The sequence below is a fragment of the Streptomyces sennicomposti genome, from assembly GCF_019890635.1.
GTDB classification, from domain to species: Bacteria; Actinomycetota; Actinomycetes; order Streptomycetales; family Streptomycetaceae; genus Streptomyces; species Streptomyces sennicomposti.
This window is the reverse complement of record NZ_JAIOAB010000035.1, coordinates 36,704-49,093: the sequence shown is the minus strand read 5'-3', so window position 1 is coordinate 49,093 and position 12,390 is coordinate 36,704. Positions and strand designations below refer to the sequence as shown.

Genomic DNA, 12,390 nt, shown 5'->3' with positions numbered 1-12,390 from the left:
AGACAACAGGGCGAGACAACGGGGGTATTGAAGGATCGTTGAACGATCCTCTACGTTGCTGCCCATCGCACGGCTCAGTCCCAGCACCCTTCCCCTCTCGGTTGCGAGGTGCCCATGAGCACGACCCCTCCACAGAAGGCGCTGACGTCCCATTCCCGCTCCGGACCGGGCGGGCACGCCGCCGACGGCGGTCCGGCCGGCTGGTGGCGGGCCCTGGACCCCCGTGGCCGCCGGGCCTTCGCGGGCGCGTTCGGCGGCTATGCGCTGGACTCCTACGACTACTTCACGCTGCCGCTGAGCATGGTGGCGCTGGCCGCGTACTTCGGTCTGGACAGCGGGCAGACGGGCCTGTTCACCACCGTCACCCTGGTCGTCTCGGCGGTCGGCGGCGCCGTGGCCGGGGTGGTCGCGGACCGGATCGGCCGGGTCCGCGCGCTGATGATCACGGTGGTCACCTACGCGGTGTTCACCGTCGCCTGCGGCTTCGCGCCGACCTACGAGACGCTGCTGGTCTTCCGCGCCCTGCAGGGCCTCGGCTTCGGCGGCGAGTGGGCGGTCGGCGCGATCCTGGTCGCCGAGTACGCGAGCACACGGCACCGGGGCCGGACGCTCGGCGCGGTGCAGAGTTCCTGGGCGGTCGGCTGGGCGCTGGCGGCGGTCGTCTACACGCTGGTGTTCTCGGTGGCCGGCGACGAGTGGGCCTGGCGCGTGATGTTCTGGACCGGTGCGCTGCCCGCGCTGCTGGTGGTGTGGCTGCGCCGCCGGGTGCACGACGCGCCGCAGGCGATGGCGGTGCGGGAACAGAGCCCGCGGCGCGGCTCGTTCACGGCGCTCTTCCGGCCGGGTACGGCGGCCGAGCCGGGTCTGCTGCGCACCACGGTCTTCGCCTGTCTGCTCTCCACCGGCGTGCAGGGCGGCTACTACACGCTGGCGACCTGGGTGCCGACGTATCTGAAGACGGAGCGCGGGCTGTCGGTCGTCGGGACCGGCGCGTACCTGACGTTCCTCATCTCGGGGGCCTTCGTCGGCTATCTGACCGGGGGTCACCTCACCGACCGGCTGGGCCGGCGGCGCAACATCTGGCTGTTCGCGCTGCTGTCGGCGATCTGCGTGCTGGCGTACGCCCACGTCCCCGGCGGCTCCGGCGCCCTGCTGCTGGTGCTGGGCTTCCCGCTCGGGTTCTGCATGTCGGCGATCTTCAGCGGGTTCGGCTCGTATCTCAGCGAGCTGTACCCGACCGCGGTGCGCGGCACCGGCCAGGGCTTCACGTACAACACCGGGCGCGCGGTGGGCGCCGTCTTCCCCACCCTGGTGGGCTTCCTGGCCGACAGCTGGGGAGTGGGCGGCGCGCTGGTCTTCGGCGCGATCGGCTACGGCGTCGCGGCCCTGGCGCTGCTGGGGCTGCCGGAGACCCGCGGGAAGGAGCTGGCATGAGCCGCACGGACGTGACGGGTGACCGCCTCCCCGCCGGGGCCGCGCAGGAGCGGCCCGCCTCCCCGGCGCAGGACCGCCCTGTGGTGGCCGCCGACGAACACGCGCGCGCGTGGAGCCCGCGCGAGGCCCGGGAGCGCTTCCGGGACGGGCTGACGGGGCCGACGGCGGGGGTGGCCGCGGGGCACACGCAGGTGAACCTGATCTCGGTCCCGGCCGACTGGGCGTACGACATGCTGCTGTTCTGCCAGCGCAACCCCAAGCCGTGCCCGGTCCTGGACGTCACGGACGCCGGCTCCGCCACGACGGTGCTCGCCGAGGGCGCGGACCTGCGCACCGATCTGCCGCGCTACCGGGTGTGGCGGCACGGCGAGCTGGTGGCCGAGCCGACCGATGTGCGCGACCACTGGCGCGACGACCTGGTGACGTTCCTGATCGGCTGCAGCTTCACCTTCGAGTGGGCGCTGGCGTCGGCGGGCGTGCCGATCCGGCACGTGGAGCAGGGCCGCAACGTCCCGATGTACGTGACGAACCGTCAGTGCCGTCCGGCGGGGCGGCTGCACGGCCCCATGGTGGTCTCGATGCGCCCGGTGCCGCCCGCGCACCTGTCGGCGGCGATCCGGGAGAGCAGTCTGCTCCCGGCGGTGCACGGCGGCCCCGTGCACTGCGGCGTGCCCGCCGGGCTCGGCATCGGGGACCTCGGGCGGCCCGACTTCGGCGACCCGGTGGACGCCGAGCCCGGCGACGTGCCGGTGTTCTGGGCCTGCGGGGTGACCCCGCAGGCGGCGGTGATGGCGTCCCGGCCGCCGTTCGCCCTGACCCACGCCCCGGGGCAGATGTTCCTGACCGACGCCCGCGACGAGCAGTACCGCGTGGCCTGAGAGAGACGCGAGCGAGTGAGCCATGACCTCGATCGACCTGAACGCCGACCTCGGTGAGGGCTTCGGCCGCTGGCGGCTGACCGACGACGAGCAGTTGCTGTCCGTCGTGACCAGCGCCAACGTGGCCTGCGGCTTCCACGCCGGGGACGCGGTCACCATGCGGCGGGTGTGCGAACTGGCGGCCGAACGCGGGGTGCGGATCGGCGCGCAGGTCTCCTACCGGGACCTGGCCGGTTTCGGGCGGCGCGCGATGGACGTGCCGCCCGCCGAACTGGCCGCCGAGGTCGCCTACCAGATCGGCGCCCTGGAGGTGTTCGCGCGGGCGGCCGGCGCGCGCGTGGCGTACGTCAAGCCGCACGGCGCCCTCTACAACCGGGTCGTGCGGGACGAGGAGCAGGCGGGCGCGGTCGTCGAAGGAGTGCTGCTCGCGGACGCCGCGCTGCCGGTGCTGGGGCTGCCGGGTTCGCGGCTGCTGGAGCTGGCGGACAAGGCCGGACTCCCCCCGGTCACCGAGGCGTTCGCGGACCGCGCCTACACCGAGGAGGGCACGCTCGTGCCGCGCGGCCTGGAGGGCGCGGTGATCACCGATCCGGTCGCCGTCCTGGAGCGTTCGGTGCGTCTGGCCCGCTCCGGGACGGTCGTCTCGCACCGGGGGGAGGTCGTCGGCGTACGGGCGCGTTCGCTGTGCCTGCACGGCGACACGCCGGGCGCGGTCGAGCTGGCCCGGCAGGTGCGCGGGCGTCTGGAGGCGGCGGGCGTGCGGGTGGAGGCCTTCGCATGAGGGTGCTGCCGGTGGGCCCGGACGCCCTGCTCGTGGAGGTCGACTCCGGGGACGAGGCCGAGGCCCTGCACGCGGAGTTGCTGCGCCGCCGCGCGCAGGGCCTGCTGCGGGTGGCCGAGATCGTCCCGGCGGCCCGTACGGTCCTGCTCGACGGCCTCGCCGAACCGGACCGGGCGGCCCGCGAACTGGCCGCCGCGACGGTGCCGTCGGCAGTCCCGCGCGGGGGACGGACCGTGGAGCTGCCGGTGCGCTACGACGGCCCGGACCTGGCCGACGTGGCCGCCCACTGGGGGGTCCGCGAGGAGGAGGTCGCGCGCGTGCACGCGGCCACCGAGTTCCGGGTCGCCTTCTGCGGGTTCGCCCCCGGCTTCGGCTACCTGACCGGGCTGCCCGAGCGCTGCCGGGTGCCGCGCCGGGCCACTCCGCGCACGGCGGTGCCGGCCGGGGCGGTGGCGCTGGCGGGGCCGTACACGGGGGTCTATCCGCGCTCGTCGCCGGGCGGCTGGCAGCTGATCGGCACCACCGACGCGGTGCTGTGGGACCACGCGCGCGTGCCGGCCGCCCTGCTGTCGCCGGGCACACGGGTGCGCTTCGTTCCCATGGACTCGGCGGGGCGGGTGGGCCTGCCGCGGCAGGCGGGGCGGGTGGGGGCGTGATGAGCGACCGCGCGCTCGTCGTCGTACGCGCCGGGGCGCTGACCACCGTCCAGGACGAGGGGCGTCCCGGCCACGCGCACCTCGGGGTGCCCCGCTCGGGGGCGCTGGACGCGCCGGCCGCCGCCCTGGCCAACCGGCTGGCGGGCAACCCGCGCGGGGCGGCCGTCCTGGAGACCACGCTCGACGGCTGCGCCCTGCGGCCCCGCTCCGCGGTCACCGTGGCGGTCACGGGCGCCCCCTGCCCCGTCCGGCTGGACGGCCGTCCGGCCGCCTGGGGAGCACCGGTACGGGTCCCGGCGGGCGCGGTGCTGGAGGTGGGCGCGGCCGTCCGCGGGATACGCGCCTACGTCGCCGTGTCCGGCGGGGTCGCCGTGGAGCCGGTGCTCGGCAGCCGCTCCACCGATCTGCTCTCCGGGCTCGGGCCCGCGCCGCTCGCGGACGGCACGGTGCTGCCCCTGGGACCGCCCAGCGACCGCCACGCGCACGTGGATGTCGCCCCGCAGCCGGGGCCCGCGGCCGAGCTGGTGCTGCGGGTGACCCTCGGGCCGCGCGACGACTGGTTCACCCCCGAGGCGCTGCGGGTCCTCGCCTCGCGCCCCTACCGCGTGTCGTCGGCGAGCAACCGCATCGGGCTGCGCACCGAGGGGCCCGCGCTGGAGCGGTCCCGGCCCGGCGAGCTGCCCAGCGAGGGAATGGTCCTGGGAGCGGTGCAGGTGCCGCCCGACGGCCGTCCGCTGGTCTTCCTCGCCGACCACCCGACCACCGGCGGCTATCCGGTGGTCGCGGTCGTCCACGCCGCCGACCTGCCCGCCGCGGCCCAGGCGGTCCCGGGCACGCCGGTCCGGTTCGTGCCGGTGCGGCGGCGGGCGGTGGGGGTGCGGCGGCGCTGAGGGCCATGCCCGCGGCCGTCGCCCGTCGCCCGTCGCCCGTCGCCCGTCCCTCGGCCTGCCGGGCTGGCGGGCTGGCGGGCTGGCGGGCTGGCGGGCTGGCGGGCTGGCGGGCTGGCGCGAACGCTTCCTCGCCGCGCGCGGTCCGGTCCGGTCCGGTCAGACGGTCGGCGTGTCCGGGCCGATCCGGCTGCGCACGGCGGTCTGCACCTCCGCCTCCTCGGCCGGGTCGGCGGCGAGCCGGCGCAGTTGGTCGACGACCCGGGTGTCGCCGGTCTCGGCGTGCCGGGCGGCGAGTTCGCGGGTGGTCTCCTCGCAGTCCCACAGGCATTCGACGGCGAAGCCCGCGGGGAAGGAGGGGTCGGTGGCGGCCAGCGCGCGGGCGGCGCGATGGCGCAGATGGGAGGAGGCGGTCTCGCGGTAGACGTGGCGCAGCACGGGCGCCGCGCAGGCGATGCCGAGCCGTCCGGCGCCGTCGACCAGGGTCCACAGGGTGGCGGCGTCGGGGCCCTCGCCCCGGACGGCCTCGCGGAGGGCGGCGAGGACGAGTTCGCGGTCGCGCACCTCGCCGCGGCAGGCGAGCATGCGGCCGGCGGCGGCGCCCAGCGGGTCGGGGCGGCGGGCCCAGCCGCGGGCGCGGTCCACGGCCACCGCGCCGCGCATGCGTTCGAAGGCGTCGAGTGCGGCGTCCGCCACGACGGCCGAGCCGTCGGACACCGCGGCCTCGATCAGATCGAGGGCGACGGGATCGTCGCCGTCGGCGAGGTAGCGCAGGGCGGTGCAGCGGGCGCCGTCGGAGCCGTGCCGGGCGGCCCGCAGGATCTCGGGCCGGTCCTCGGGTCCGGCGACGGCGCTCAGGCAGCGGGCGGCCGGGACGTGGAGGGCGGCGCCGCGTTCCAGGCCCTGCTGCGCCCAGTCGAACACGGCCTGCACGCTCCAGCCCGGGCGGGGGCCGGTGGGGCTCATCTGCCGCTGCCAGCGGTCGAAGCAGCCGGTCTCGTGGGCGGCGCGGACGCGTCGGGCGATCGACTCGCGCGGGTCCTCGGCCCACAGCCGCCAGGGCCGGGGCTCGAAGGCGTCGCGCACGGCGGCGGCCAGCGCGGCCTCGCCCTCGGCGTCGGTGGCGAAGCGGGCGAGGACCGGGGCGGCCAGCGAGCGCAGTCCGGCGTCGTCGTCGCGCAGCGCCAGCTCGTCCAGGGCCCACGCCCAGTTGGCGCCGCCGGCGGCGTATCGGCGCAGCAGGGCGAGGGCGTCGAGCCTGCCGTAGGAGGCCAGGTGGCCGAGAACGGCGAGGGCGAGTCCGGTGCGGGACTCATCGGTGTCGAGGGCGTCCTCGGGGTCGAAGAGGTGCGCCTCGATCGCGTCCAGCTCGCCGTTCAGGTCGAGGTAGAGGCGGGCGTAGTACAGGGAGCGGTTCTCCACCTGCCAGTCGTGCCGGGGGTCGTGCAGCACACAGTGGTCGAGTGCCGCGAGCGCCTCGGCGCGTGGTGCGGTGAGCGCGTGCAGTGTGCCGTCGCCGCGGCCCCGCTGGAGCAGGCCGAGCAGCGTGCCGCTGGGCGCTATGACCGGATCGAACATGGGAAACAGCCTCACATCAAGCGTCGACGCAACCGGGGAACAGCTCCTACCTGGCCACGTGACAACACGTCGGGGCGCCCGCCGTCTCTTGCTTGCTGTAGACCATCTTCCTCTGCCTCTCGTCGGTGGCCCATGCGGACCGCGTCACGGTCCGCGCGGTCCGGCAAGCTCTGCCCGTCCGTCGCGTCCGTGAATCACGACGTCATGATGACCCGGCGTCCGCGCTGCCGCGACCGAAATTTCCGGCGGCCTGCTACCGCCTCCCCCGTTTTGTGTGTCATGCCTGGTCGGCGGGCCGTTTCAGCAGCTCACGGCGTGCTGGACGGCCCTTGGGCTCACTGCTCGCCGAACAGCCGCAGCAGCTCGGTCCGGCCGAACATACGGGCCGTGTCGAGGGCCGACGGGGTCCCCGCGGAGGGGTCGGCGCCGGCCTCCAGCAGGGCCTCGATGACGTCCTGCTCGCCCTTGAAGACCGCTCCGGCGAGGGGCGTCTGGCCCCGGTCGTTGACGCGGTCGGCGTCGGCTCCGCGGGCCAGCAGCGCGCGGACGGCGTCGGCGTGGCCGTGGTAGGCGGCGAGCATCAGGAGGGAGTCGCCGCGGTCGTTGGTGAGGTTGGCCGGGACGCCGGCGTCGACGTAGGCGACGAGCGCGTCGGCCGGGCCCTGCCGGGCCAGATCGAAGATCTTGGTCGCCAGCTCCACGACCTCGGGGTCGAGGGCATCACTCATCGGCCGGACCGCCTCTCACTGCGAGCGTTGGGGACTGCTGGGTACTACTGGGACTGCGGGGTACTGCTCGGAACCTGCTGGTCGCAGCCGGGGACTGCGGGGAGCAAGCGTACGGCCGCGCGAGCGGTGCTCGGCCGTACGGGTGAATCGCCAGGGTACTGGCTGGCGCGGCGCCGCACCCGGGATGCCGGGAGGCAAAGATCACCGGGGAGCCGGGCGCGCGCAACAGGGCGGGGCGAGCGCCACACCCGCCGACTCGGCCGCGCGAGGGAAAACGGGCGTTTTTCACCCGCTTGCACCTTTTGTCATATGGATACATGCTGTGATCCTGGAAGGACTCAGGGTGACTGTCCCCCTTTCGACACCAGGAGATTCACATGATCCTCTCCATCTCAGGCGTCGTCCTGTTCGGCGTCATCGGTTTCATCTTCTTCCGCAAGGACGGGCTGAAGCCCTCCCACGCGTGCGTGTCGACCCTCTTCGGCTTCTACCTGGCCAGCACGGCCATCGCCCCGAGCATCAGAGCGGGCGGCGAGAGCCTGGCCAGCCTCCTCGGCGGCATGCGGTTCTGACGCCGACCGCCCCGAGGACCGAGGCAGACGCCGTCCAGGGGACACCCCCACCGACCGTCCGCACCCCCAGGAGGCAGCAGTGGCCCGGCGGCCCCTCCCCCGCATTCTGAGCACAGGCGGCGCGCAGCTGGCCCGGAGCCGGGAGCTGGCCCGGACGGCGGCCGACAGCGCCACGGACATCCTCCACCCGCTGATCACCGTCGCCCGGGGTCTGGGCCGGCTCGCCGCGGCCGGCCGGCGCAGATGGGCCGAGACGCCCAAGGACCGGCGCGGGCCGCTGCTGTTCGTGGTGGCCGCCCTGTGCCTGACCGTGGTCGTGCTGCCGTACGGTCCGCTGCTCGCCGCCGTCGCGGTGACGGCGGCGGCGGCCTGGCAGGGCCGGGACCGCGCCCCGGCCGAACCCGCCGAGGACCCCGACGAGCCGCGCACCCGGCGCCTGGCGTCGCTGTACGAGGCCCTGGTCCCGTACTTCTCGGCCGCCGACGACCCGGCCCCGCTGTACGCGCACGGCGGCGCCTGGGAGAAGGCCTTCCCCGGCTACGAGTTCGACGACTCCGGCCGCGTCTGCCACCTGCTGATCCGCTACCCGGCGTACTTCACCGACGGCGAGCCGGAGTCCCGCGCGCGGATCGAGCATCTGCTCACCGCGAAGGCCGGCCGTGGCCGCGAGTACCTGTTCACCTGGGACGAGGAGGCCAACGAGCTGACGGTCACCGCGCTGGCCCCGCTGCCGACCGGCGTTCCCGCCCAGCGGTTCGTCACCGCGCCGGGCGAGACCGTGCTCGGCTTCACCGACCCCAGCGAGGTGCAGCGCACCCTGCCCCTCGCCTACGGCGCCGAGCAGCGCGACGTGCCGCCGGTCGTCTGGCGCACCGGGCCGCGCTCCACCGAGCCGCATCTGCTGGCGCTGGGGCAGCCCGGCAGCGGCACCTCCACGCTGCTGCGCTCCATCGCGCTGCAGGCGCTCCAGCACGGCGACGTGGTGATCGTCGACGGCGGCGGGACCGGCGAGTACGCCTGTCTGGTGGGCCGGGACGGGGTCCTCGCGGTGGAGTGCGGGCTCTCCGGGGCGCTGGCGAGCCTGGAGTGGGCGGCCACCGAGACCGAGCGCCGGCTGATCGCCGTCAACCGCGCCCGGCAGGCCGGGCAGGCGCCGCCGGACGACACCCGGCGGCCGCTGTGGCTGCTGCTGGACCGGCCGACCTCCTTCACGCATCTGGCCGCCGCGGACGGGCGCAAGGACCCGCAGGCACTGCTGCAGGTGCCGCTGCGGCACGGCCGCGCGGTGAACGTGACGGTCGTGGTGGCCGAGCAGTTCGACAGCGCGGACGCGCTCGGGGAGGCGCTCAGGCAGCACACGCGCGCGCGGGTCGTGCTCGGGCCGGCGACGGCGGAGCAGCTCAAGGCGGTGCTGGGCGCGCCGCCGCACACCACCGCGCCGCCGGCCGTCCCGCCCGGGCGGGGGTACGCGCGGCTGGGGAACGGGGCGGTGCACCGGCTGCAGGTGCCGGCGACGCCCGATCCGTACGACGACTCGATCAGCGGGGCGCTGCGGCGGGCGGTGGAGGAGCTGTTGCCGCCGAAGACGACGCCTGCGGACGGGGAGACGGTGCCGGAACCCGCTTCCGTCGGCGGCGGGACCTCCGAGGGCTCGGTGGAGGCCGCGGGGGCGGAGGCCGTGGCCGAGGCGGAGGAAGCGGTGGCGGAGGCGGCGAAGGCGGTGGGGGAGGCTTCTTGAGGGGGCGGTGAGGCGGAGGTGCTTACGTCGCTTTCAAAGTACGGCGGGGCGGGGGGGGGAGGCACGGCTGCCCACGGTTCGGCTCATGCCACGAACGTCCTCGGGGAGTTGCCGTTCATCGGGGTGCCCGTCCGGACCAGGTGGGCCGCTGCGGCCAGGCGGGTGGCCGCTTCCTCCGCCACCGCTCCGGCGACGGTGAACGGGAGCCGGACGTAGCCCTCGAAGGCGCCGTCGACCCCGAAGCGGGGGCCGGAGGGGACCCGTACGCCCACCCGCTCGCCCGCCTCCGCGATCCGGGAGCCCGAGAGCCCGCCGGTGCGCACCCACAGCGTCAGGCCGCCCTGCGGCGCCTCGAACTCCCAGGTGGGCAGCTCGCGCCGGACGGCCGCGATCAGCGCGTCCCGGTTGTCGCGGGCCTGCCCCCGCCGCAGCTCGACCGCCTGCTCCCAGCCGCCCGTGCTGAACAGCCAGTTCACGGCGAGCTGCTCCAGCACGGGGGTGCCCAGGTCGGCGTAGGCGCGGGCGGCGACCAGGCTGCGGATCACGTCGGGGGCGGCCCGGACCCAGCCGATGCGCATGCCGGCCCAGAAGGCCTTGCTGGCGGAGCCGACGGTGATCACCGTGGAGCCCGCCGGGTCGAAGCCGCAGACCCGCCGCGGCATCTCCAGGCCCGGTTCCAGGTACAGCTCGCTCATCGTCTCGTCCACGACGAGCACCGTCCCGGCCGACCGCGCCGCCTCCACCAGACGGCGACGCTGGTCCTCGTCGGCGAGCGCGCCGGTGGGGTTGTGGAAGTCGGCCACGACGTAGGCGATCCGGGGCGCGACCTCCCGCAGCACCTGGCGCCAGCGGTCCAGGTCCCAGCCGGTGAGCCCCTCGGCCATCGCCACCGGCACCAGCCGGGCGCCCGCCTCGCGCATCAGCTGGAGGATGTTGGCGTAGGACGGCGACTCGACGGCGATGCGCTCGCCCCGGCCGCCGAAGAGGTGGCAGATGGCGTCGATCGCGCCCATGGCGCCCGTCGTCACCATGATCTGCTCGGGCATGGTGGGGATGCCGCGCGCGGTGTACCGCTCGGCGATCATCGAGCGCAGCGCGGGCAGGCCGGCCGGGTAGTCGCCGTGCGTGTGGGCGTAGGGCGGCAGTTCCTCCAGCGCGCCCTGCACGGCGCGGGTGAGCCACGGCTCGGGGGCGGGCAGCGCGGCGGTGCCGAGGTCGATCATCGAGCCCAGCGCCTCCGGCGGCAGGGGTTCGAGGCCCCGGGCCGGCAGCGGGTTGCCGGCCGGGACGGCGGTCCAGCTGCCCGCCCCGCGCCGGGACTCCAGGAAGCCCTCGGTGCGCAGCGCCTCGTAGGCGGCGGCGACCGTGGTGCGGCTGACGGACAGGGACAGGGCGAGTTCGCGCTCGGCGGGCAGCCGGGCGGCCACCGGGACGCGGCCCTCCAGGACCAGCAGGCGGATGCCGTCGGCGAGCGCGCGGTAGGCGGGCGGGCGGCGGGCGCCGGGGCCGGCCGGGCGCTCCTGCTGGGAGTTGAGCAGCCGGGCGAGCTGTGCGGCGCCCATCGCCGAGGTCCACTGCGCCATGCGTACCAGTCCACCTTCCCCGAATTGGCCATGGATGGCTTTCGTTCTCAAGCCACAGAGTGTCACGCACCGGGCCACTTCCACCACCAGGGGGGACATCTTGTCCAGACGGGACCGTCTCGACCGCCTCGGACGGCGGCTGATCCAGCTCTACGCGGGCCTCGTGCTGTACGGCGCCAGTTCGGGCCTTCTGGTCGAGGCGGGGCTCGGTCTGGAGCCGTGGAACGTGCTGCACCAGGGGCTCGCCGAGCTGACCGGTCTGACGATCGGGGTGGTGTCGATCGTCGTGGGCGCCGTGGTGCTGCTGCTGTGGATACCGCTGCGGCAGCGGCCCGGCCTCGGTACGGTCTCCAACGTCTTCCTGGTCGGCGTGGCGATGGACGGGACCCTCGCCGTACTGCCCGAGGCGCACACGCTGACCGTCCGCGTCCCGCTGCTGCTGGGGGGCGTCCTGCTGAACGGCGCGGCCACCGGCCTGTACATCGCCGCCCGGCTGGGTCCGGGCCCGCGCGACGGGCTGATGACCGGGCTGCACCGGCGCACCGGCCGCTCGGTGCGGCTGATGCGGACGGTCGTGGAGGTGGCGGTGGTCGCCACCGGGTTCGCCCTCGGCGGCACGATCGGCGTGGGCACCCTGCTGTACGCGGTGTCGATCGGACCGCTGGCGCAGTTCTTCCTGCGGCTGTTCGCCGTTCCGGCGGCGGGCGCGGGCCGCCCGGCCGTTGCCGCGACGTCACCCGAAGGGGCGATACTGCGTCCGTGACCACGCTCGTACGCCATCCGTATCTCGACCATCCGGGGCCCATCCCGTTCGCTCACCGCGGCGGCGCCGCCGACGGGCTGGAGAACACCGTGGCGCAGTTCCGGCGGGCGGTCGCACTCGGCTACCGGTACATCGAGACCGATGTGCACGCCACGGCGGACGGCCGGCTGGTCGCCTTCCACGACGCGACCCTGGACCGGGTGACCGACGGCGCGGGCCGGATCGCGGACCTGCCGTGGGCGGAGGTGGCGCACGCGCGCGTGGCGGGCCGCGAGCCGGTGCCGCTCTTCGAGGAGCTGCTGGAGACCTTCCCCGAGGTGCGCTGGAACGTCGACGTGAAGGCGGAGCCGGCGCTGCGGCCGCTGCTGGAGACGATCGAGCGCATGGACGCCTGGTCGCGGGTGTGCGTGGGCTCCTTCTCCGAGGCGCGGGTGGTGCGGGCCCAGCGGCTGGCCGGGCCGCGCCTTGCGACGTCGTACGGCACGCGCGGGGTGCTGGGGCTGCGGCTGCGTTCCTGGGGGGTGCCGGCGGTGCTGCGGCGGTCGGCGGTCGCCGCGCAGGTGCCGGTCGCGCAGTCGGGCGTCCCGGTGGCCGACCGGCTGTTCGTCCGCGCCGCCCACGCGCTGGGTCTCCAGGTGCACGTGTGGACGATCAACGAACCGGAGCGGATGCACCGGCTCCTGGACCTCGGCGTCGATGGCATCATGACCGATCACATCGACACGCTGCGCGAGGTCATGCGGGAGCGGGGCGTCTGGTTCTGAGGCGCCCGCCTCAGGGGCGCGCGGCACC

Annotated in this window: 12 protein-coding genes; 9 read left to right on the top strand and 3 right to left on the bottom strand. The window is 75.3% G+C overall.

Features of this window, described 5'->3' with window-relative positions:
• Positions 1–114 precede the first annotated feature (114 nt).
• From K7787_RS19890 to K7787_RS19870, 5 genes are read left to right on the top strand one after another with little or no spacing between them, the layout of a single operon-like run.
• Complete coding sequence (locus K7787_RS19890; RefSeq protein WP_223002404.1) at positions 115–1,434, top strand: MFS transporter; 1,320 nt, start codon at positions 115–117, stop codon at positions 1,432–1,434.
• A complete protein-coding gene (locus tag K7787_RS19885; RefSeq protein WP_247721092.1) occupies positions 1,431–2,312 on the top strand; it encodes a putative hydro-lyase in 882 nt (293 codons plus the stop codon). Before K7787_RS19890 ends, K7787_RS19885 begins: the two co-directional genes overlap by 4 nt.
• Before the next feature lie 22 nt (positions 2,313–2,334).
• Positions 2,335–3,093, top strand: coding sequence for a LamB/YcsF family protein (locus tag K7787_RS19880; RefSeq protein WP_223002403.1), 759 nt, complete (start codon positions 2,335–2,337; stop codon positions 3,091–3,093).
• Complete coding sequence (pxpB, locus tag K7787_RS19875; RefSeq protein WP_223002402.1) at positions 3,090–3,749, top strand: 5-oxoprolinase subunit PxpB; 660 nt, start codon at positions 3,090–3,092, stop codon at positions 3,747–3,749. The genes K7787_RS19880 and pxpB overlap by 4 nt, the downstream gene beginning before the upstream one ends.
• Positions 3,749–4,639, top strand: a complete 891-nt coding sequence (locus K7787_RS19870; protein WP_223002401.1) for a 5-oxoprolinase subunit C family protein — start codon at positions 3,749–3,751, stop codon at positions 4,637–4,639. The genes pxpB and K7787_RS19870 overlap by 1 nt, the downstream gene beginning before the upstream one ends.
• A 156-nt stretch (positions 4,640–4,795) precedes the next feature.
• Here the strand turns inward: K7787_RS19870 and K7787_RS19865 are convergent, their stop codons facing one another.
• Positions 4,796–6,214 carry a HEAT repeat domain-containing protein gene (locus K7787_RS19865; protein ID WP_223002400.1) on the bottom strand — a complete coding sequence of 473 codons (1,419 nt, stop codon included), beginning with the start codon at positions 6,212–6,214 and terminating at the stop codon, positions 4,796–4,798.
• Between the two features lie 335 nt (positions 6,215–6,549).
• Complete coding sequence (locus tag K7787_RS19860; RefSeq protein ID WP_009187542.1) at positions 6,550–6,942, bottom strand: ankyrin repeat domain-containing protein; 393 nt, start codon at positions 6,940–6,942, stop codon at positions 6,550–6,552.
• A 377-nt stretch (positions 6,943–7,319) separates the two neighbouring features.
• On the opposite strand from K7787_RS19860, the gene K7787_RS19855 reads away from it, so the two are divergent.
• The gene (locus tag K7787_RS19855) at positions 7,320–7,514 is read left to right on the top strand and encodes a hypothetical protein (RefSeq protein WP_019983932.1); all 195 of its coding nucleotides are present in this window, start codon (positions 7,320–7,322) and stop codon (positions 7,512–7,514) included.
• Between the two features lie 79 nt (positions 7,515–7,593).
• On the top strand, positions 7,594–9,252 hold the full coding sequence (locus K7787_RS19850) for an ATP-binding cassette domain-containing protein (protein WP_223002399.1): 1,659 nt from the start codon (positions 7,594–7,596) through the stop codon (positions 9,250–9,252).
• Positions 9,253–9,335: 83 nt separating this feature from the next.
• Here the strand turns inward: K7787_RS19850 and K7787_RS19845 are convergent, their stop codons facing one another.
• Positions 9,336–10,835, bottom strand: a complete 1,500-nt coding sequence (locus tag K7787_RS19845) for an SCO1417 family PLP biosynthesis transcription factor (protein ID WP_223002398.1) — start codon at positions 10,833–10,835, stop codon at positions 9,336–9,338.
• Between the two features lie 34 nt (positions 10,836–10,869).
• Here K7787_RS19845 and yczE point away from each other — a divergent pair, with 34 nt between their 5' ends.
• Together yczE and K7787_RS19835 are read left to right on the top strand one after the other, a co-directional pair.
• A complete protein-coding gene (gene yczE / locus K7787_RS19840) occupies positions 10,870–11,598 on the top strand; it encodes a membrane protein YczE (protein ID WP_247721091.1) in 729 nt (242 codons plus the stop codon).
• Positions 11,595–12,362, top strand: a complete 768-nt coding sequence (locus K7787_RS19835; RefSeq protein WP_223002396.1) for a glycerophosphodiester phosphodiesterase family protein — start codon at positions 11,595–11,597, stop codon at positions 12,360–12,362. The genes yczE and K7787_RS19835 overlap by 4 nt, the downstream gene beginning before the upstream one ends.
• The last annotated feature ends 28 nt before the right edge of the window (positions 12,363–12,390 follow it).

Bases quoted from the DNA above. Each gene is read 5' to 3' on its own strand.
- K7787_RS19890 (WP_223002404.1), top strand. From the start codon at position 115: ATGAGCACGACCCCTCCACAGAAGGCGCTGACGTCCCATTCCCGCTCC.
- K7787_RS19885 (WP_247721092.1), top strand. From the start codon at position 1,431: ATGAGCCGCACGGACGTGACGGGTGACCGCCTCCCCGCCGGGGCCGCG.
- K7787_RS19880 (WP_223002403.1), top strand. From the start codon at position 2,335: ATGACCTCGATCGACCTGAACGCCGACCTCGGTGAGGGCTTCGGCCGC.
- pxpB (WP_223002402.1), top strand. From the start codon at position 3,090: ATGAGGGTGCTGCCGGTGGGCCCGGACGCCCTGCTCGTGGAGGTCGAC.
- K7787_RS19870 (WP_223002401.1), top strand. From the start codon at position 3,749: ATGAGCGACCGCGCGCTCGTCGTCGTACGCGCCGGGGCGCTGACCACC.
- K7787_RS19865 (WP_223002400.1), bottom strand. From the start codon at position 6,214: ATGTTCGATCCGGTCATAGCGCCCAGCGGCACGCTGCTCGGCCTGCTC.
- K7787_RS19860 (WP_009187542.1), bottom strand. From the start codon at position 6,942: ATGAGTGATGCCCTCGACCCCGAGGTCGTGGAGCTGGCGACCAAGATC.
- K7787_RS19855 (WP_019983932.1), top strand. From the start codon at position 7,320: ATGATCCTCTCCATCTCAGGCGTCGTCCTGTTCGGCGTCATCGGTTTC.
- K7787_RS19845 (WP_223002398.1), bottom strand. From the start codon at position 10,835: ATGGCGCAGTGGACCTCGGCGATGGGCGCCGCACAGCTCGCCCGGCTG.
- yczE (WP_247721091.1), top strand. From the start codon at position 10,870: ATGGCTTTCGTTCTCAAGCCACAGAGTGTCACGCACCGGGCCACTTCC.